Below are 18,288 nucleotides of genomic sequence, written 5' to 3' on the forward strand. Positions count from 1 at the left end.
GACTAATCGAACCCCACCGCCTTTAAGCGTTACGTTAATCTACCCCTGCCAGCCGGCCGGCCCTCGCGAAACTCTGCCAGCACGTCGGGATCGAGCCGCAACGTCACCTGCTGCTTGGCGCGGTCGCGAAAGGGAGGGCGGCCCTTCACGACGCCGTTCGGCCCCAGATAGCCCGTCGCCGGCCGGATCACCGGGCCGCCGATCGAAAACTCGGCGATCTCGAACATCTCGTCGGTCAGTTCCGGCGCGTCGTCGTTCGAATCAAGTAAGGTAGCGGGCGAACCGTTTGCGTTCTCTGGCATTGGCCTTCCTCATCGAGATGACGCGCCGACCGTCCTCGGCATCGACCCATAATATCACGACCACGCGCTCTTCGAGCATCCCGATCCTCGCCGGCACGGACCGGTCGAGCCGCACCGTTCCTTGCTGCCTGACCCCGCAACCCCTCGGCCGAGTCGCGCCGTCTTTGCCGCCCGATCCGGCCCCCCACCGCCGCCCGACCGCCGAATTGCACGAAACATCTCGCCCAATGGTACGGAATGACCGCCCCGGGGGCTGTCCTACTACCCCCGTTTCAGCATATCTGATCGGTCCTCTCCCCTCGGGATAGGATCAAACCGTGAACAAACGTTCCGACACGCCGCCCCGCGCACCGGCCTTCGCGACGGTCCCCGGCACCGACTATGCCGCGCTCTACGCGCCCGAGCCCGTAAAGCCGCGCATCACCTCGACCGCCGACACCCCCAGATGGGGCGGCACCCCGGCGCGGCTGCGCGTGCAGCCCGGCCCCGCCGTCTCGGGCGCCGGTCTGGCGGTCCCCCGCGCGATCGTCTCCGGAGCCGGCGCCCCCGCGAGCTATCCCCGCACGGACGATCGCTACACGGCCGTGATGGCCTCGCCGCCCACCACCTTCGTCACCGGCGGCGCGGAGGACGACGACGACGACCCCCTCGACGCACCCGCCGCCGCGGCGCCGCCCCGCGCGCCCGGCGACCCGGACACGCCCGGCGACCACCCCGACCCGCACCAGCCCGCGCTCGATGGTCTCGACCTCATGCCACCGGGCGCCGCCTGCGGCTCGCGCCGCCAGGACGGCTGGTCCGCCGCCAATCAACGCCGCTTTCTCGAGGCGCTCGCCGAGGGGCACGGGGTCGATGTCGCCGCGCGCCGCGTCGGCCTGTCCGCCACGTCGGCCTATGCGTTCCGCCGCACCGCCAAGGGCGCGGTGTTCGCGCTCGGCTGGCGCGCCGCCGCGCTCGTCGCGCGCGATTCGATCGCCGAGACATTGCTCGTCCGCGCGCTCGAGGGGACGGTCGACACGATCGTCCGCGGCGAGACGGTCATCACCCGCCACAAATATGACAACCGGCTCGGCCTTGCGCTGCTCGCCCGGCTCGATCGCCAGGCTGAGAGCGCGCCCGATGCCGATGCCAAGGCCGCGCGGCTCGTCGCGCAGGAGTTCGACGCCTATCTCGATCTCGTCGGCCGCGATCAGGGCGCGGCGCGCGCGGGGCTGTTCCTCGCGCGGCGGACCGGCGGGGCAGGGGCCGGGGCATGGGCCGGGGCAGGGGGCGCCGATGATGCCGCGGGGGCCGATGCGCATGATCTCGGGCCGATCTACGCGCTCGCCGCCGCCGACCGGCTCGTCCGCACCGGCGTCGCGACCGCGGCCGAGGTCGATATCGCCGATCTCGATCCCGCCGCGCGCGCCGGCTGGAGCGGCGAGCAATGGGCGCGCGCCGAGGCCGCCGGGATGGTCGCGCTCGCCCCGCCCCCCCCCGCGCCCCCTCCCGCCGTGGACGACGGAACCGCCTTATCGTCTCAACATTCGCAACATTCGGCCGCGGAGGAGGAGGACGACGACGACTACGACTACGACTACGACTATGACGACGACGACGACGACTATGCGGAGGCGGGGGACGTCGGGGGCGCGCTGCCCGGTTTCGACCCGCCGGTCTGGCGCTGCGCGGCGACCGGCGCGTGGCGCACCCGCTTCCCGCCGCCTGCGGGGTTCGCCGGCGCGGTGGTTGGCGATTATGGCGACGACGACTATGCCCGTGCGCTCACGCCGGCCGAGGCGGAGCTGATGGACGCGGCGCAGGACCTGTCGCGCGCGTCGCTCGCGGCGTCGGAGCGGCAGGATCGCGACCGCTGGTTCGCGCGCGTCACGACGCGGATCGCCGCCCTGACGGTTCAGCTCGCCGCGTCGGCGGATCCCGGCGACGGTTCCGGTGTCGAACCCGGCCTCGATCCGGGAACAGGGTTGCACGCAAGCCGTTGAGGCTGCGCAACAACCAGGACATTCGTCATGCCAACCCCCGTGCGTCACCCGCACCGCAAGCCCAAGACCTTCGGTCGCACCGCGATCGCCGCGGGGGTCGCCGCGCTCGGCCTGGGCGGCGCGCTGCTCGCGGCCTGGCTGCGCCGCGCGCCCGCCAATCCGGCCGAGCATGCCGCTCCCGATCTCGCCCCCGCCCGCCCGCATCCCGGCCCCGCCGACCGCGCGCCCGAGGCCTTCCGCCCCGATCCCACCGCGGTCCCGACCAAGGCGGAATATGACTCGCTGCGTCCCGCGACGCTGCCAGTCACCTGATCCAAGTTTTTCCACGGAGAGTTTCATGAGCATTTTCAGCAAGATCAAATCCGCCATCTTCGGCGAAAAGGGCCCGCTCGGCAGCGGCCATTTCGGCACCCCCAAGCCCGCCGCCCCGGCACCCGCGCCGGCCCCCGCCGCCATCGCCCCGAAGCCCGCCCCCGCTGCCCCAGCGGCCCCCGCCCCACAGACCGCCCCCGCCGCCACCCAGCCGGTCGATGTCGAGGCGGTGCTCTCGGGCATGGCGTCGCGCAAGAATTCGGACCTCAACTGGCGCAGCTCGATCGTCGACCTGATGAAGCTGCTCGACCTCGACTCCAGCCTCGACAACCGCAAGGAACTCGCCACCGAGCTCGGCTATACCGGCGCGAAGGACGGCAGCGCGGAGATGAACATCTGGCTGCACAAGGCCGTGATGCGCGAACTGGCCAAGAATGGCGGCACCGTCCCCGCAGGTTTGCAGGACTGAGTGCATCGGCGCCGGCAACCAAGGCCGGCGCCGAGCATTGAGGTGATACCGACAACCCTCTGAAAGGACACGAAATGCGCGCTCTGACGCTGGGCCTTATGGCCGCCTCCACCCTGATCGCCGGCTGCGTCGGCGGTGGCGGCGACCGCTACGGCGTCGACCCGCGCTATCGGTCCTACGACTATAACCGGCCCGACCCTGCCTATGGCAGCTATGACGCCGGCCGCTACTACCGCGACGACCGCCGCTACCGCGAACGCCGCCTGTCGAACAACGACCGCATCTACCGCGGAAATGACGGCCGCTATTATTGCCGCCGCAACGATGGGACGACCGGTCTGATCGTCGGCGGCGTGGCCGGCGGCGTGCTCGGCAACGTGATCGCACCCGGCGGTTCGGGTCTTCTCGGCACCGTGCTCGGCGCCGCCGGCGGCGCGCTCGCCGGACGCGCGGTCGATCGCGGCAACACCCCGGCACGCTGCCGCTAACGACCGGGGCTGGCGGCGTTCTGTTACGCCGCCGGCCTTGGCGCTGCGGGGGATCTTTCTTATCGTAATGGTCGTCTAAAAACACCGCCAGATTTGCAATTTCGGGTCGTCTGGCCCATATGGAGATTTGCTACAGTCGCATATCGACGGTTCTTGGCGCTTTGCGGCACCTTTCTCCTTCTTTCCCTGCTCCGCGGCATCGGGCGGTCCGAACCTCGGATTGCCCCATAACAAAGAAGGAGCCATCGCATGGCTATCACTGGCACCGTAAAGTTCTTCAACGCCGACAAGGGCTATGGCTTCATCGCTCCCGATGGCGGTGGCAACGACGCATTTGTGCACATCACCGCGGTTGAGCGCGCCGGTATGCCGACGCTGAACCAGAACCAGCGCGTCACCTACGAGCTCGAGCCTGACAAGCGCGGCAAGCAGTCAGCTGTGAACCTCCAGCCGGCCGACTGAGGCTGTCGGCGGATTTATCCGCCGATAACTGATTTCGGTTGCGGCGCGGCGGCCCTTATGGCCGCCGCGCCTACTTCCTCTAGTTCCTCAGGAGCGCAGCAGCATGGCCGATAATCCAGAATTCTACCGGGCCCGCGCTGAAGAAGAGCGTCGCAACGGCGATGCCGCCTCGCTCGACAATGTCCGCGACCGCTGCCGCCGCGCCGAAAAGGCTTGGGACGACATGGCCAGCCGCGCCGAGCGCACGCAGACGTTGCGCGCCGCCCGCGAAGCCGCCCCCCCCGGTGGCGAGCGCATGGCAAATACCACGATGATCCCCGCCGAATAAGATCGGCTTAGAACGGCCGCCGCGATCGGCGGCCGTTTCCATATTCAGCGTTCGGCCATGGCAACATGCTGCACAGTCAGCGCAGCCCGCCTGTATCCTTCCACCTGTCGAGAATTTCCGGTGCTGGCGGTAATCGATCCGCTTCGACTGGTGTCTAAGCACCATTGTTTGCACTTTTCGGAACCGTAGCCGACATGGTTCCAGCCAGACCGGAATCGCCTCTAGCGCCACCCGCGCTATCAGGCAGCACTGTGGTCGAGAGTGCTACAAATGCCGTCCCGGTGGCCCCGCCGGGCACCGGCTCGTGGCCGAGATAGTGCTGGTTAAAGGCCGCAGCGGTGCCCCAATAGCCTTTCCACCGGTGGAAGAAATGTGCGCCGACCACCGCCGTCATCACCAGACTGCGGCTCCAAGGCGGCGTGACGGCATAGGTATGATAATGCGTTGCCAGCCCGACCGGCGAATACACATAGCCTGCCAAAACCATCGCCGCATTCCGCTCGGCCCGGACCCACGCAAGGCTGGCCGGCGCGTGCGCGGTCGCGCCGTCACAGGCAAAGCTGAATTGACATGCAGTCGGTGCCCCGCCCGAATGGGGCCCCTGATAGACCACGCCGCAGACGCTTGCCGGGAAGGCGGGATGGCGGACACGATTGAGAATGACCTGAGCAACCGCGCGTTGCCCGGCATCGGGTTCGGATGCGGCCTCGTAATAGATCGCAGTCGTCAGGCAGAACAACGCCCGGGCCCGGTCCGCCGCGCTGGTCCCCGTCATTGAAAAGGGACGCGCTGCCACGACGCCGGGATCCCCTGTACGAATATCAACGGAACTGGGCACCTTGGGGAGGGCGGTCGTTCCCGTCACCCCGGGGACGGGAGCCCCAAAGTCCCCGGGAATGCTCTTGAGGGCATTGCTATGGGGCCCCTCGCCATCACCGCCGCGCAGAGGTGTCCCGGCATCCCTTGGCGCGTAGCGGAACGCCGCGTGCGCAAACAGCGCGGTCGACGCGATCACGCCGGATATGGCCACCGGCAACCATCGTCGTCTCGATGACCGGGAGGCCCAGCGCGTCGTGTTCAAAATCCCGCTATCCTTGCGCCACCGTCATCAAAGACGGCCAGCCATATCGCAGGAAACCCTACCGTTCCGCTACCGAATGCCCGCGGTCCTCCCGACGAGAGTCATTTAAGTGCGGCGGTATCGAGCTTTAACGCAGCCTCGGGGATCAGCTCGGTCTGCGGGTAGGCTTGACGGAGCGAGGGGGCGAACTGCCTGGCATCGCCGACAACCACAATACTGGCCTTTTTGGGATCGAGCAGCGTCGCGGCTGCGGTTTGGACCGACGCGGAATCAACTGCGCCAACCTTTGCCGTAAACTGCTGCAGTTCATCGACGCTGACGCCGTTCTGGACATAGGATCCCAGAATTCCCGCCACGCCGGACGTCGTCTCGATCCCGCGCCCGAAATTCCCGACAAGTACCGCCTTGCGTGTCTCCAGTTCGCCCGGGGATACGGGCGCCTTGCCCATGCCCGCCAGCTCCGCTGCGATCAGCGAGACGACTTCCGTTGCGGTAGGGTTCTTGGTCTGTGTCCGCGCGGCAACCGTTCCCTGTGTCTTCCCCGCGTCCAGCGTGCTGCCTGCGCCATAGGCCAGACCGCGCTTGATCCGGATTTCCTGGTTCAATCGTGAAGAGAAGCCTCCGCCAAGCACGGTGTTCGCTACCGCCAGCGAATAATAGCGGGGGTCGGTACGTGCGATCGCCGGCCGGGCGACGACGACGCCAGCCTGGCCCGCATCGGGCATGTCGACGACGATCACGCGAGGCGCCGGGTAATCGATCGCCATGGCGGGTGTCGTCGCCGCGCCGGTCTTCTTCCAGGGGCCGAATTGGGCGTCGGCCAGCGTCTTCGCCTGCGCTGCGGTGACGTCGCCGACCATGATGAGCGTAGCCTGATCGGGGCTGAAGCTGCGCGCATAGGCCGCGGTGATGTCGGCCCGGGTTATTGCCTTCAACGAGATCGGGGTGCCGCCGATCGGCGCGCCATAGGCGGACGCGCCGAGAACCGCCCGGTCGGCGACCAGTGCGGCCAGCTGCGCCGGATTCTTGAGCGCGAGTGATACTGCGTCGACCTGCTGCGTCCGTGCCCGTTCGATTTCGTCGGGCGCGAATGCGGGGTGCATCGCCACGTCGGCGAGGATCGACAGCGCGGGGGCAAGCTGATCAGCCTTCACCGTGACGTCGACGGAGGCACCGTCGCTGCCTGCATCGCTGCCGATCGATCCGCCGAGGCCTTCGATCTGCCGTGCTATCTGCGTGGCTGTCCGCGTGCGCGTGCCTTTGGTCAGCAACTCGGCCGCCAAGCTGCTGACGCCTGCTCGATTGGCAGGATCGGTTGCCGCGCCGCCACCGGTAACGAGATAGGCGGTGACGATCGGCAGATCGTGCCGTTCCACGGTGATAAGCCGCATGCCATTGGCGAGCTGCGTCGAGATCGGCTGGGGCAGGGTCGGCGAAATCGGTGTACCGGGGGCGGGGGGAAGGACGCGCTGTCCTTCGGCGGCGGGGGTGACAATCTCGACGCTGGCAGGCGCCGTCAGATCGGCGACGCGGACGGTGGGAGCGACATCGATCGTCGCGACCCGCGTCGCGGCCGGCTTGGCATCGAGCGGAAGATACCGGATCGTCGCGGATTGCGCGTCAGCCAGATAGGTCCGTGCGACGCGCTGGATGTCTGAGGCCGTGACCTGCGCAATGGCAGCGAGCTGCCGGTCCGCGGCCCGCGGATCGCCATCCACGATCACCGACGATGCAAGCGTGCTCGCCTTTCCTTCGGCAGTTTCCCGGGCAATAATCGATGCAGTCAGGATCTCGTTCTTCGCCTCGGCCAGTTCGGCAGGGGTGACGGGGGCGTCGCGCAGCCGTGCGATCTCTCGCTTGAGCGCGGCCTCGCCAGCGTCGACGCTCTTGCCCCCGGCCATGATGGCATAGACGACCAGATTGCCGGTCGACTGCTTGCTGTCGATCATGGCGTCCGCGGACTGTGCGAGTTGATCGCGGTAGACGACGCTTTCGTAGAGCCGCGAGCTTTCGCCCTCCGACAATATCGCTTTCAGGAGACTGAGCGCAGGGATGTCGGCAGCGCGGTCCGCCGGGATATGATAGCTGATCAGCACCGCGGGGAGCGGCGTGTTGGGCTCGTAGACGGTACGCGTCACGGCTTGGGTACGGGCCGGCTCGGCGACCGTTACCCGAGGAATTTCCCCGCTCGGCTTCTTGATGGGGGCGAAGTAGGTGTCGATCCAGCGGTCGAGCTGTGCAGGCTCGAAATTGCCCGAGACGACTAGGACCGCATTGTCGGGTCGGTAATAGGTTGCATGAAAGGCGCGGACGTCGTCGATGCCGGCGGCTTCGAGATTTTCCAGGCTGCCGATCGTACCACGTGCATAGGGATGTCGCGCATAGGCGAGCGCGGGATAATAGAGCGAGAACAGCTTGCCATAGGGCCGAGCCAGCGTGCTCTGGCGAAGCTCCTCCTTCACGACGTCGCGTTCGGAGGCGAAGCTCTTGGGCTCGACCACGAGGCTCGCCATCCGGTCGGCCTCTGCAAACAGCAGACGCTGCAGGTGATTGGCCGGAACCACCTCGTAATAATTCGTATAGTCGTCGTTGGTCGATGCGTTGTTATAGCCGCCGACGTCCTCGGTCAGCCGGTCCATCTGTTCTGACACCAGGTTGCGGGTCGATTTGAACATCAGATGTTCGAACATATGGGCAAAGCCGGACCGGCCCTTGGGATCGTCCTTCGACCCGACGTCATACCAGACCTGGACCGACACGTTGGGTGTCGCCGTGCCCCGGATGGCGTAGACACGCAAACCGTTGGCCAGCACGCGCTCAGTGAAGGCGAGCGGCTTTACCGAGACGTTCGACGTAGATTTTGGGGGGGCGGACTGCGCCACCACCGCTGCAGGACAACAGGCTGCACCAAGCAGCAAGGCGGAGCGGAGGAGGCGCATCTGTGTCCTTACTTCTGGGTACGCGAGCGGTTAAAAAGCACCGCGCCGGCGATGGCGGCAGATCCTATGCCGACGCCAAGCCCGATCTTTGCAAGCGGCCAGGTCTTCGCCTTCTCGACGGTCGCCTTTGCTGCGGCTTCGGCGTGAAGCTTTGCTTCCTTGGCTGCGGCGAGGATTTCGTTGGGTGTATCGTCGTCGGCAGCCGTTGTGATGGGGTCGGTCACGTCACTCTCCTAACTCGATTTCCGACCATACTCCGCTCGGAAATCATTTGCGAACTTCGTCAATGTGCCGGCGGCGATCGCAGCGCGCAGATCTGCCATCAGCGTTTCGTAGAACCAGATATTGTGCTCGGTCATCAACATCGCGCCAAGCATCTCGCCCGCGCGGACGAGATGATGCAGATAGGCCCGGCTCCAGGTGGCGCAGACCGGGCAGGCACAGTCGGCCGCCAGCGGCGACTGGTCCTCGGCAAACCGGGCGTTGCGGATGTTGATCGGGCCTTTGCGCGTGAACGCCTGTCCGGTCCGCCCGGATCGCGTCGGCATGACGCAATCGAACATGTCGATTCCGCGCTCGACAGCGCCCACGATATCGTCAGGCTTGCCGACGCCCATCAGGTAGCGGGGTTTGTCGGCGGGCAATTGTCCGGGGGCGAAATCCAGGCATCCGAACATCGCCTCCTGTCCCTCGCCGACCGCCAATCCGCCGACCGCATAGCCATCAAAGCCGATATCGATCAGCGCGTCTGCCGAGGATTTGCGGAACGACTCGTTCAGCGCGCCTTGCTGGATTCCGAAGATCGCGTTGTTCTCCGCATGCGCACCGCCTGCATTGAAGGCGTCGCGCGACCGCTTCGCCCAACGCATCGATCGTTCCATGGCGGCGGCCTGAACCTCCCGCGTGGAGGTCGTCGGGACAAGCTCGTCGAATGCCATGACGATGTTCGACCCCAATAATCGCTGGATCTCGATCGACCGTTCTGGGCTAAGCAGGTGCCGGGTGCCGTCGAGATGCGATTTGAACGACACCCCTTCCTCGGACCGCTTTGTAAGATCCGCGAGGCTCATCACCTGATACCCGCCCGAGTCGGTCAGGATCGGCTTCGACCAGCCCATGAAGCCGTGAAGCCCGCCCAGTCGCGCGACACGTTCCGCGCCGGGACGCAGCATGAGATGATAGGTGTTGCCGAGGATGATGTCGGCCCCGGCGGCCGCCACGTCGTCGGGCTTCATCGCCTTGACCGTCGCGGCGGTGCCGACCGGCATGAAGGCGGGGGTGCGGATCACGCCGCGCTGCATCGCGATCTGGCCCGTGCGTGCTGCGCCATCGGTGGCAGAAATGGTGAAGTCGAAACGAGGGGACACGGGATGATCCATTAACGGCGCTTGCCGCGCGGTGGGGCGTTGGGGGCGAAGCTCCTGATCGTCAGCAGCTCCTCGCGCACGAGCACACCGTCCCGGTTGCGGTCGAAGCGGAGAAAGAACTGCGCAAATCGGGCCTGAAGCTCGCCAAGGGTGATCGCGTTGTCGCCATCGCGATCGACTTCGAAGGGGCTGGGCAGGGCATTGCGATCACCGAGCCACTTCAGCGACCAATCGGCATAGGCGATATAGCCGATCTTACCCGTCGTGCTGCCCTCGGCGCCCGCAAAGCTTTGTGCGAGACAAGTATCGAGTTCGGGCCTGGTCACGCGCGCGTCGCGATCCCCATCGCAGGCGGCGATCAGCATTGCGGCCGGTTCGGCAAAAATCGTTGCGGGCGGTTGCGCGATCCCAGCGGAAGGCACGACCTGCAAAGCCAGAATCAACGGGATCAACATGGGCCGGTCATGGCAGCAGCAGGCTGGCATCGCCATAGCTGTAGAAGCGATACTTGGCCGCAATTGCATGCGCATAGCCGGCCTGCATCCGTTCGCGTCCCATCAGCGCCGATACCAGCATGAACAGCGTTGACCGCGGAAGGTGGAAATTGGTCATCAGGCCATCGATCCCCTTGAAGCGGTAGCCCGGCGTGATGAAGATCGCCGTGTCGCCCTCAAACGGGCGGATGACGCCGTCGTCACCGGTCGCGCTCTCGATCAGTCGCAGCGATGTCGTGCCGACCGCGATCACCCGGCCGCCGACGGCGCGGACCGCGTTCAGCCGGTCCGCCGTGGTCGCATCGATCCGGCCCCATTCGGCATGCATCTGGTGATCGTCGGTATCGTCCACCTTCATCGGCAGGAACGTGCCCGCACCGACGTGCAGCGTCAGCGTTGCCTTCCCGATACCCGCAGCCTCGAGCGCCGCCATGACCGATGGGGTGAAGTGCAGCGCCGCGGTCGGGGCCGCGACCGCGCCGGCCTCGGCGGCGAACATCGTCTGGTAATCCTCGGCGTCGCGCGCGTCCGTCGGGCGCTTCGCGGCGATATAGGGAGGCAAGGGCATTCGCCCCGCACGATCGAGCAGCAGTTCGATCGGTTCGTCCCCTGCGAATTCGAGCGCGTAGCTGCCGTCGTCTGCCCGGTCGACCGCCCGGGCAACGACGCCGTTGCCGAAATCAATCGGATCGCCATCGCGCAGACGGCGCGCATTTCGAATGAAGGCGCGCCAACGCCGCGGCCCTTCGCGCTTGTGCAGCGTCGCCCCGATCTTCGCCCCGGACGATAGCTGCCCGTCCTGCTCGATCCCAGCACGACGTCCTTCGAGCTGCGCCGGGATGACCCGCGTGTCGTTGAACACCAGCAGGTCGCCGCGACGCAGCTGTCCAGCCAGATCGGTGACGCGCAGGTCGCGTGTTGCATCCCCGTCCAAGACCAACAGCCGTGCGGCATCGCGCGGCGTTTCGGGCCGGAGTGCGATACGATCGGTCGGCAGGTCGAAGTCGAAAAGGTCGACGTTCAACGGACTCTCACTTCTTCGCGGGGGCCTTCTTGGCGAGCTTGGGCTTTGCAACGACCGCCGGTGCTGGCCTCGACTTGCTGCTGCCGGTCCCCGGCAGGGTTACAGGCGCGCCCAGTGCCGGTGGCGGGGTAACGGGCGCGGCGACGTAGGCCGGCGGGCTGTCCGCAGCGATATAGGCGTGCAGAATCCGCGAGGGGTTAGCCGGCGGCTCGCCGCGCTCAATGGCGTCGACATATTGCATGCCGTCGATCACCCGGCCGAACACGGTATATTTCTTGTCGAGGCTGAGGCGCGGCTGAAATACGATGAAGAACTGACTGTTCGCGCTGTCTTCCTTTTCCGAACGCGCCGCGGACACCGCGCCGCGAACGTGCGGCAGATAATTGAACTCGGCCTTCACGTCGGGCAGGGGTGAGCCACCGGTACCGTCACCCTTTGGATCGCCGCCCTGTGCCATGAAACCGTCGATCACCCGGTGAAACGCCAGGCCGTCGTAGAAATGCTGCCGGGTCAGGGTTTTGATGCGCTCGACCATCAAAGGGGCGACATCGGGACGAAGCCAGATCGTGACCCGCCCCCCCGTCGACAGGTCAAGCAGCAGCAGGTTCTGCGTGTCCGTCGTCAACGGCGGGGTCGCGCGTCCGGCAACGGCGGGATCGATGATCTGGGCGGACGCAGGCGCCGCGACGAGGCACCCGAGGATCGCAAACATACCGGCGAAAAAGCGCATCAAATCCCTACTCGCATTGGCCATGAGGCCGGGGCCGACCTTGAAGCCCGCCGCTTAGAACAAATCCGTGCTTGCGCCAAACTGAACATCGCCCGCCGACTGGCGTCCCGCGCGCGTCAACTTCCCTTGCGGCCGATCTGATTGACGCGGGCAATGACCTCTTCACTGACGGCAGGCGGCACGAATTTGGCTATGTCCCCGCCGAAGAGCGCGATTTCCTTGACCAGCTTGCTCGCAATCGGCTGCAGCGCGACATCCGCCATCAGGAACACCGTCTCGACCCGCGGATTGATCTGCTGGTTCATCCCCGCCATCTGATATTCATATTCAAAGTCGGCGACGGCGCGCAGACCGCGGACGATGACCTTTGCCCCTTCGCGCTCGGCAAAATCCATCAATAGTGAATCGAACGCGACCACATGGATCTCGCCGGCCACGCCTTCCACCTCACGCCTCACCATCGCCATGCGTTCCTCGATCGTGAACATCGGGGATTTTGAGGCGTTCGTCGTAACGCCGACGACCAGCCGGTCGACCAGCTTCGCGCCACGTCGGATGATGTCCATATGGCCCAGCGTGATCGGGTCGAATGTACCCGGGTAAACACCGACCCTTACGGTCTCGTGGCTTGCCGTCATGGTCGGTGTCTCCGGAAGAGGTCAGCGGTCGCGATCAAGCACGAAGCGTGCGATCTCGCGGAGCAGATCGGCCTCACGGCCATAGCTGTGCAGATGTGCGATCGCCTGGTCGACAAGCATGCGGGCCTGTTCGCGCGCGCGATCCGCGCCGAGCAGCGACAGGAACGTCTCCTTGCCCGCACCGGCATCCTTGCGGAGGCGTTTGCCGGCCGCCGCCTCATCGCCTTCGGCGTCGAGCAGATCGTCAGCAATTTGAAAGGCAAGTCCCAGGTCGTGCGCATAGCCGCGCAGGCCAACCCGGCCCTCGGGCGCAATCCTGCCAAGAATGGCGCCTGCTTCGACGGACGCCAAAATCAGCGCACCGGTCTTCATCTGCTGAAGCCGGGTGACAGTGTTCAGATCAAACCGGGCATTCTCCGCCTCGAGATCCATCATCTGGCCGCCGGCCATCCCAGTCGGGCCGGACGCTTTGGCAAGGTCGAGCACCAGATCCGCGCGCACGAACGGATCGGGGTGCGTTGCCGGGTCGGCGAGGATCTCGAACGCCAGCGCGTGAAGGCAGTCACCTGCGAGGATCGCGCATGCTTCGCTGAACATCTTGTGCACGGTCGGCTTGCCACGACGCATGTCGTCGTCGTCCATGGCCGGGAGATCGTCATGGATCAGCGAATAGACATGGATCGCCTCGATGGCCGTGGCCACCCGCGCCGCACAAGCACGGTCGACCCCAAACAGGCTGGCGGTCGCGAAAACGAGCAACGGGCGTAGCCGCTTGCCGCCGCCGATCGCGGCATGACGCATGGCGCGATACAGGTCCGCACGCGGATCTTCGGGAATCGCCAGAAGGACGTCGAACTGCGCGTCGATCTCTGCGGAAACCTCAGCGAGCGCTTCCGCCAGCGATTGCGGCAAGGTCGTCATGCGCGGCTCAACCTGCCGCAAAGGGGCGAACCCCAGCCGGCTTACCTTCGGCATCGAGCCGGATCGCTTCGATCCGCGCCTGCGCAGCATCGAGCCGATCGGCACAACGCTGGCGCAGCTTGTTGCCGCGTTCGTAAAGCTCGATGGCCTGCTGCAGCGGCGTATCGCCACGCTCGAGCTGCCCCACGATCGTCTCCAGCTCTTTCAATGCCTCTTCGAATGAGAGGTCTTCGGTCGGCGTTTCCATGGGTGCTGCTATGGAGCAGGCGCGCGACGGGGGTCAAGGACGCGTCGACGGCGGAGGCTATGCCGTGACCGGCACGCGCCGAGTCTGCCGCGGATTCTAGCGCAAGCGGTCGACGGTCCAGGTGTAAAGCACCGATATGCCGATCAGCCCCAAGTCGACGGCAGCCTGCATCCTGTGCGGCGCGGGGTCGGACGGGTCATGCGTGATGAGGCGGATATCCGCCGTCGGTCGCGGCATTACTGCGAGCGTCAACACCAGCGCAGCGACAGCGAGGGTAGCCTTACGATTACGCATCGTCATTCTCCCGGGGGAAGCTGCATCCTTACGTCGTTAATCCGCTTTGACAAGCCGCGGCAAGAGGCACCGCACTCAGGCGGCCGAGACGAGGCTGACCGCGCTTCGCGATCGATCGCGGCCCGCCGCCTTGGCCTCGAACAAGGCGCGGTCGGCGTCGCGGTAGAGCGTCTTCCAGTCGGCGTCGTGTAACAGGGGGCCGGTGCACGTACCGATGCTGGCGGTGACGGTGATATCATACGGCATCGACTGGCCGCGGACACGGTCGCGGATTGCGCAGGGCGAAACCGATGTCGAGGCATCGACGAGGATAGCAAACTCTTCGCCACCAATTCGGGCGATGAGCGTATCGGTTGGCAGTGCGCTGCGGAGCGCACGGGCGAAGGCCCGTAACACCTCGTCGCCGCCATCATGGCCGATCGTTTCGTTGACCCGCTTGAAATGGTCGATGTCGGCGATCAGCAGCGTCTGCTCGCCGGGGCGGCCAATCGCGCGTGCCAGGAAGGCGCGACGATTGAGCAGACCGGTCAGCGGGTCAGTATCGGCGAGCAGGTGCGCCGCGATCTCCTGTTCCCGCGCAGCGTCGCGTTCGCGGCTCAGCAACAGGATGCGATAGGCGATCGCCGTGCTCGACAGAAGCGCCTCGATCGCCATCGCGATGACCGTCGAATTGTCGACCAGCAGGCTCGGCTCGACCATCCCGAAGCTGCTGGCGATGCGAAGCCCGGACATGACGATCGGTGCACCCCACGCAAGCGCAAACAACCACAGATAATTGCTGCGGACGCGCCACGCGCGCCACAGGATGATCGCCACAACCCCGATGAACCCCAGATATGCGATCGACATGCCGGTATCGAGGACATGGATCGCGCGGGGGGCGAGCATAACCCAGAGCCCCGCCATGCCGACCAGCCCGACCATCACAGCACTGCTGAGCGGCCGTACCCAACCCGAGAACACGGCGCGTTCGAAAAAGCTGCGGGCGAAAAGGAGTGCTGTGCTGGCTGATGCGGCCAGGAACAGTATGTTGAGCCGCTGGCGGTCGTTATTGTCGAGGCCCGTAAAGACTTGGCCCGCAGCACCTGACGACGTCGATACATAGGCCAGCAAGCACAGGACGAGGAGGCAGTAGACCGGCTGGAAAGCCTGGCGAAGCGCACCCCATAGCGCTAGATTGTAGACGATCAGCGCGATCGCCATGCCGGCAAAGGCGCCGTAAAGTGCGCCGCGCACGATCTCCGTCGTCGCCGCCTCGCCATGATCCGCCAGTACCGGCTGCAGGATGACGCCGCGAAGATTCGTGGCGCCTTCGACATGCCACAGGAGGCGCACCGGTGGCGCGTCATGGCGCGGCAGCGGTTGCGAGAGGACGGCGCCGAGGTTCAGGATCTCATGGGCGGTTTTTGGCGTGACGCCGACATGGCGAATCGCACCATCGGCATAGCGGACGTAGAGCGTGATGCGCGTCATCCAGATGCTGCCGATACGCGCGCTGGTGCCGCGTAGCTGAGCCGCGGGAAGCGGCTGTGACAGGACCCAGAAATCACCGGGGCCGAATCGGCGCTGTGGGGTGGTGCAGTCGAATCGTTCCGGCGTCTTGAACAGGGCCGGCGCCGTCATGCCGGGTGCTGCGCGGACGAGACAAGTCGCCAGGGGGAAGGCGGTCGCGGCAGCGGGCTGTGCAGTCACCAAGCCGAGCGTCCACAGCAGCAAGACCATGACCCACCGCATATATGCCCGTATCCCCATGACATGCCTCGTAAAGCGCGTTCGGCAAAGAACGGTAAACGCGGCTGGCTATGGCATAAAAAAACCCGGCGGCAAGCGCTGCCGCCGGGTCTCGTAAACGCGGCTTGACGCCGTCTCGCTGCTACTTGGCAGAGACGGGTTCAGCCTTCCCCTTCTTCTTGGGCTTTTTCGGCGCCGCACTTTCAATCGCGAACGAAAGCGCACCATCCTTCATCTTCACCGTCACCTCGCCGCCATGGACCAGTTTCCCGAACAGCAGTTCCTCGGCGAGTGGCTGCTTGATCTTTTCTTGGATCAAACGGCCCATCGGACGCGCTCCGTAGAGCTTGTCATAGCCCTTCTCGGTGAGCCACGCCTTCGACTCGTCATCGAGCTGGATATGGACGCCGCGATCCGCCAGCTGAAGCTCGAGCTGAAGAATGAACTTGTCCACGACCCGGGCGACCACGGTCGTCGGCAGATAGCCGAACGGCACGATCGCATCGAGGCGATTGCGGAACTCCGGCGTGAACATCTTCTGCACCGCCTGTTCGTCCTCGCCTTCACGCGTAAGGTTACCGAAGCCCACCGTCTCGCGCGCCATGTCGCTGGCCCCCGCATTCGTCGTCATGATCAGGATGACGTTGCGGAAATCGACCGACTTGCCGTGCTGGTCGGTAAGGCGCCCGTTGTCCATTACCTGCAACAGGATGTTGAACAGGTCTGGATGCGCCTTCTCGATCTCGTCAAGCAGCAGCACGCAATGCGGATTCTGGTCGACCGCATCGGTCAGCAGACCACCCTGATCGAACCCGACATAGCCCGGGGGCGCACCGATCAGACGGCTGACCGAGTGCCGCTCCATATATTCGGACATGTCGAACCGCTGGAGCGGGATGCCCAAGATCGAAGACAGCTGCTTGGCCACCTCCGTCTTGCCGACGCCGGTGGGGCCGGTGAACAGATAGTTGCCGATCGGCTTCTCTGGCTCGCGTAGACCCGCTCGCGCCAGCTTAATCGCCGAACTGAGCTTCTCGATCGCCGCATTCTGCCCGAACACCACGCGCTTCAGATCTGTTTCGAGCGTGGCAAGTGCGAGCTTGTCGTCGGTCGAAACCGATTTCGGCGGGATGCGCGCCATGGTCGCGATGACCTGTTCGATCTCCTTGGGGGTGATCGTCTTCTTGCGCTTGTTCGGCGGCACCAGCATCTGCATCGCACCGACCTCGTCGATCACATCGATCGCCTTGTCGGGCAGCTTGCGGTCGTTGATGTAGCGCGCGCTAAGCTCCACCGCCGACTTGATCGCGTCGGGGGTGTATTTGACGTTGTGGTGATCCTCGAACGCCGAGCGCAGGCCAGCCAGGATCTTGATTGTATCCTCGATCGTCGGCTCGTTCACATCGATCTTCTGGAAGCGCCGCAGTAGGGCGCGATCCTTCTCGAAATGATTGCGGAATTCCTTGTACGTCGTCGAGCCGATGCAGCGGATTGTCCCGCCTGAGAGCGCCGGCTTGAGCAGGTTTGACGCATCCATCGCACCGCCGCTCGTCGCGCCGGCACCGATGACTGTGTGGATCTCGTCGATGAACAATACCGCGTCCGGCATCTTCTCCAACTCGTTGACGACCGCCTTCAGGCGCTCCTCGAAATCACCACGATACCGGGTGCCTGCCAGCAATGCGCCCATGTCGAGCGAGTAGATCACCGCCGGCTTGAGCACGTCGGGGACCTCGCCCTCGACAATCTTCCGCGCGAGGCCCTCCGCAATCGCGGTTTTTCCGACGCCGGGATCGCCGACATAAAGTGGATTGTTCTTCGAGCGACGGCATAGGATCTGAATCGTGCGATCCACCTCCGGCCCGCGCCCGATCAGGGGATCAACCTTCCCGTTCTTGGCTTTCTCGTTCAGGTCGACCGTGAATTGCTTGAGCGCGCTTTCCGTCTTGCCCTTCTCCTGTCCCTTGGTCGGCTTCTCGTCGTCGGCACCCTTGGGCGTCGAAGCTTCAGTCGGCTGCTGTCCGCCCTTGCCGACGCCGTGGCTGATGAAGCTGACCGCATCGAGGCGGCTCATGTCCTGCTGTTGCAGGAAATAGACGGCATAGCTTTCCCGCTCGCTAAACAAGGCAACGAGCACATTGGCACCCGTCACTTCGTCGCGGCCCGAAGACTGGACATGAAGGATGGCGCGCTGGACGACGCGCTGGAAGCCGCTCGTCGGCGAAGGATCGGTCGCGGCATCGACCTTGAGCGCATCGAGCTCGGTGTCGAGATAATGCGCGACCGTGGTTTTCAGTTCGCCCAGATCGACGTTGCAGGCGCCCATGACCTTCGATCCGTGCTCGTCGTCGATCAACGCCAGCAAGAGATGCTCGAGCGTCGCATATTCGTGGCGTCGGGACGATGCAGCCTCGAGTGCCTTGTGCAGGGTGGTCTCGAGGGCGGGTGCAAATGACGGCATTTACATTACTCCTGTCGG

Annotated in this window: 20 protein-coding genes; 6 read left to right on the plus strand and 14 right to left on the minus strand. The window is 65.3% G+C overall.

Translation table 11 applies throughout. The features are described from left to right. Positions 1-29: 29 nt before the first annotated feature. Positions 30-302 (minus strand): BrnA antitoxin family protein, encoded by a 273-nt coding sequence (locus tag FHY04_RS01205; RefSeq protein WP_183935131.1) that lies wholly within the window; start codon positions 300-302, stop codon positions 30-32. A 317-nt stretch (positions 303-619) separates the two neighbouring features. Here FHY04_RS01205 and FHY04_RS01210 point away from each other — a divergent pair, with 317 nt between their 5' ends. From FHY04_RS01210 to FHY04_RS01235, 6 genes are all read left to right on the plus strand, one after another. Beyond that, positions 620-2,284 carry a hypothetical protein gene (locus tag FHY04_RS01210; protein WP_183935132.1) on the plus strand — a complete coding sequence of 555 codons (1,665 nt, stop codon included), beginning with the start codon at positions 620-622 and terminating at the stop codon, positions 2,282-2,284. A 27-nt stretch (positions 2,285-2,311) separates the two neighbouring features. Next, positions 2,312-2,596 carry a hypothetical protein gene (locus tag FHY04_RS01215; RefSeq protein ID WP_156360224.1) on the plus strand — a complete coding sequence of 95 codons (285 nt, stop codon included), beginning with the start codon at positions 2,312-2,314 and terminating at the stop codon, positions 2,594-2,596. 25 nt (positions 2,597-2,621) lie between these two features. Beyond that, positions 2,622-3,065 (plus strand): DUF3597 domain-containing protein, encoded by a 444-nt coding sequence (locus FHY04_RS01220; protein WP_107045542.1) that lies wholly within the window; start codon positions 2,622-2,624, stop codon positions 3,063-3,065. 74 nt (positions 3,066-3,139) lie between these two features. Then, positions 3,140-3,553: a glycine zipper 2TM domain-containing protein gene (locus FHY04_RS01225; RefSeq protein WP_183935133.1), complete on the plus strand. Its 414-nt coding sequence runs from the start codon at positions 3,140-3,142 to the stop codon at positions 3,551-3,553. A 249-nt stretch (positions 3,554-3,802) separates the two neighbouring features. Beyond that, positions 3,803-4,015 carry a cold-shock protein gene (locus tag FHY04_RS01230; RefSeq protein ID WP_031394996.1) on the plus strand — a complete coding sequence of 71 codons (213 nt, stop codon included), beginning with the start codon at positions 3,803-3,805 and terminating at the stop codon, positions 4,013-4,015. Positions 4,016-4,118: 103 nt separating this feature from the next. Then, positions 4,119-4,343: a hypothetical protein gene (locus FHY04_RS01235; protein ID WP_107932064.1), complete on the plus strand. Its 225-nt coding sequence runs from the start codon at positions 4,119-4,121 to the stop codon at positions 4,341-4,343. A 154-nt stretch (positions 4,344-4,497) separates the two neighbouring features. Here the strand turns inward: FHY04_RS01235 and FHY04_RS01240 are convergent, their stop codons facing one another. From FHY04_RS01240 to clpA, 13 genes are all read right to left on the minus strand, one after another. Continuing rightward, a complete protein-coding gene (locus tag FHY04_RS01240; protein WP_311723197.1) occupies positions 4,498-5,358 on the minus strand; it encodes a cell wall hydrolase in 861 nt (286 codons plus the stop codon). 167 nt (positions 5,359-5,525) lie between these two features. Continuing rightward, positions 5,526-8,363, minus strand: a complete 2,838-nt coding sequence (locus FHY04_RS01245; RefSeq protein ID WP_183935134.1) for a pitrilysin family protein — start codon at positions 8,361-8,363, stop codon at positions 5,526-5,528. A gap of 8 nt (positions 8,364-8,371) precedes the next feature. Then, a complete protein-coding gene (locus tag FHY04_RS01250) occupies positions 8,372-8,587 on the minus strand; it encodes a hypothetical protein (protein WP_197975095.1) in 216 nt (71 codons plus the stop codon). A gap of 9 nt (positions 8,588-8,596) precedes the next feature. Then, the gene (gene tgt / locus FHY04_RS01255; RefSeq protein WP_183935135.1) at positions 8,597-9,742 is read right to left on the minus strand and encodes a tRNA guanosine(34) transglycosylase Tgt; all 1,146 of its coding nucleotides are present in this window, start codon (positions 9,740-9,742) and stop codon (positions 8,597-8,599) included. Continuing rightward, positions 9,742-10,221 carry an EF-hand domain-containing protein gene (locus tag FHY04_RS01260; RefSeq protein WP_311723204.1) on the minus strand — a complete coding sequence of 160 codons (480 nt, stop codon included), beginning with the start codon at positions 10,219-10,221 and terminating at the stop codon, positions 9,742-9,744. Before FHY04_RS01260 ends, tgt begins: the two co-directional genes overlap by 1 nt. Then, positions 10,193-11,248: a tRNA preQ1(34) S-adenosylmethionine ribosyltransferase-isomerase QueA gene (gene queA, locus FHY04_RS01265; protein ID WP_183935136.1), complete on the minus strand. Its 1,056-nt coding sequence runs from the start codon at positions 11,246-11,248 to the stop codon at positions 10,193-10,195. Before queA ends, FHY04_RS01260 begins: the two co-directional genes overlap by 29 nt. A 7-nt stretch (positions 11,249-11,255) precedes the next feature. Beyond that, complete coding sequence (locus tag FHY04_RS01270; RefSeq protein ID WP_056679856.1) at positions 11,256-11,978, minus strand: peptidylprolyl isomerase; 723 nt, start codon at positions 11,976-11,978, stop codon at positions 11,256-11,258. A gap of 116 nt (positions 11,979-12,094) precedes the next feature. After that, positions 12,095-12,616, minus strand: coding sequence for a pantetheine-phosphate adenylyltransferase (coaD, locus tag FHY04_RS01275; RefSeq protein WP_056405224.1), 522 nt, complete (start codon positions 12,614-12,616; stop codon positions 12,095-12,097). A 21-nt stretch (positions 12,617-12,637) separates the two neighbouring features. Then, complete coding sequence (locus FHY04_RS01280; protein WP_183935137.1) at positions 12,638-13,537, minus strand: polyprenyl synthetase family protein; 900 nt, start codon at positions 13,535-13,537, stop codon at positions 12,638-12,640. A gap of 7 nt (positions 13,538-13,544) precedes the next feature. Continuing rightward, positions 13,545-13,784: an exodeoxyribonuclease VII small subunit gene (locus FHY04_RS01285; protein ID WP_031394986.1), complete on the minus strand. Its 240-nt coding sequence runs from the start codon at positions 13,782-13,784 to the stop codon at positions 13,545-13,547. A gap of 96 nt (positions 13,785-13,880) precedes the next feature. Then, positions 13,881-14,078, minus strand: a complete 198-nt coding sequence (locus tag FHY04_RS01290) for a hypothetical protein (RefSeq protein WP_183935138.1) — start codon at positions 14,076-14,078, stop codon at positions 13,881-13,883. Between the two features lie 75 nt (positions 14,079-14,153). Then, positions 14,154-15,800, minus strand: coding sequence for a diguanylate cyclase (locus FHY04_RS01295; RefSeq protein ID WP_260171260.1), 1,647 nt, complete (start codon positions 15,798-15,800; stop codon positions 14,154-14,156). 151 nt (positions 15,801-15,951) lie between these two features. Next, positions 15,952-18,270, minus strand: coding sequence for an ATP-dependent Clp protease ATP-binding subunit ClpA (gene clpA, locus FHY04_RS01300; RefSeq protein ID WP_031394983.1), 2,319 nt, complete (start codon positions 18,268-18,270; stop codon positions 15,952-15,954). Positions 18,271-18,288: the final 18 nt, after the last annotated feature.

The organism is Sphingomonas sp. BK481 (assembly GCF_014194875.1).
Classification (GTDB): Bacteria; Pseudomonadota; Alphaproteobacteria; order Sphingomonadales; family Sphingomonadaceae; genus Sphingomonas; species Sphingomonas aerolata.

What these genes read in the sequence shown, in the direction of transcription:
- FHY04_RS01290 (WP_183935138.1), bottom strand. Translation starts at nt 14,078, where the DNA reads ATGCGTAATCGTAAGGCTACCCTCGCTGTCGCTGCGCTGGTGTTGACG.
- FHY04_RS01280 (WP_183935137.1), bottom strand. Translation starts at nt 13,537, where the DNA reads ATGACGACCTTGCCGCAATCGCTGGCGGAAGCGCTCGCTGAGGTTTCC.
- FHY04_RS01205 (WP_183935131.1), bottom strand. Translation starts at nt 302, where the DNA reads ATGCCAGAGAACGCAAACGGTTCGCCCGCTACCTTACTTGATTCGAAC.
- FHY04_RS01285 (WP_031394986.1), bottom strand. Translation starts at nt 13,784, where the DNA reads ATGGAAACGCCGACCGAAGACCTCTCATTCGAAGAGGCATTGAAAGAG.
- FHY04_RS01235 (WP_107932064.1), top strand. Translation starts at nt 4,119, where the DNA reads ATGGCCGATAATCCAGAATTCTACCGGGCCCGCGCTGAAGAAGAGCGT.
- FHY04_RS01270 (WP_056679856.1), bottom strand. Translation starts at nt 11,978, where the DNA reads ATGCGCTTTTTCGCCGGTATGTTTGCGATCCTCGGGTGCCTCGTCGCG.
- tgt (WP_183935135.1), bottom strand. Translation starts at nt 9,742, where the DNA reads ATGGATCATCCCGTGTCCCCTCGTTTCGACTTCACCATTTCTGCCACC.
- FHY04_RS01225 (WP_183935133.1), top strand. Translation starts at nt 3,140, where the DNA reads ATGCGCGCTCTGACGCTGGGCCTTATGGCCGCCTCCACCCTGATCGCC.
- FHY04_RS01220 (WP_107045542.1), top strand. Translation starts at nt 2,622, where the DNA reads ATGAGCATTTTCAGCAAGATCAAATCCGCCATCTTCGGCGAAAAGGGC.
- FHY04_RS01245 (WP_183935134.1), bottom strand. Translation starts at nt 8,363, where the DNA reads ATGCGCCTCCTCCGCTCCGCCTTGCTGCTTGGTGCAGCCTGTTGTCCT.
- FHY04_RS01215 (WP_156360224.1), top strand. Translation starts at nt 2,312, where the DNA reads ATGCCAACCCCCGTGCGTCACCCGCACCGCAAGCCCAAGACCTTCGGT.
- FHY04_RS01260 (WP_311723204.1), bottom strand. Translation starts at nt 10,221, where the DNA reads ATGGCGATGCCAGCCTGCTGCTGCCATGACCGGCCCATGTTGATCCCG.
- FHY04_RS01230 (WP_031394996.1), top strand. Translation starts at nt 3,803, where the DNA reads ATGGCTATCACTGGCACCGTAAAGTTCTTCAACGCCGACAAGGGCTAT.
- coaD (WP_056405224.1), bottom strand. Translation starts at nt 12,616, where the DNA reads ATGACGGCAAGCCACGAGACCGTAAGGGTCGGTGTTTACCCGGGTACA.
- FHY04_RS01295 (WP_260171260.1), bottom strand. Translation starts at nt 15,800, where the DNA reads ATGGTCTTGCTGCTGTGGACGCTCGGCTTGGTGACTGCACAGCCCGCT.
- clpA (WP_031394983.1), bottom strand. Translation starts at nt 18,270, where the DNA reads ATGCCGTCATTTGCACCCGCCCTCGAGACCACCCTGCACAAGGCACTC.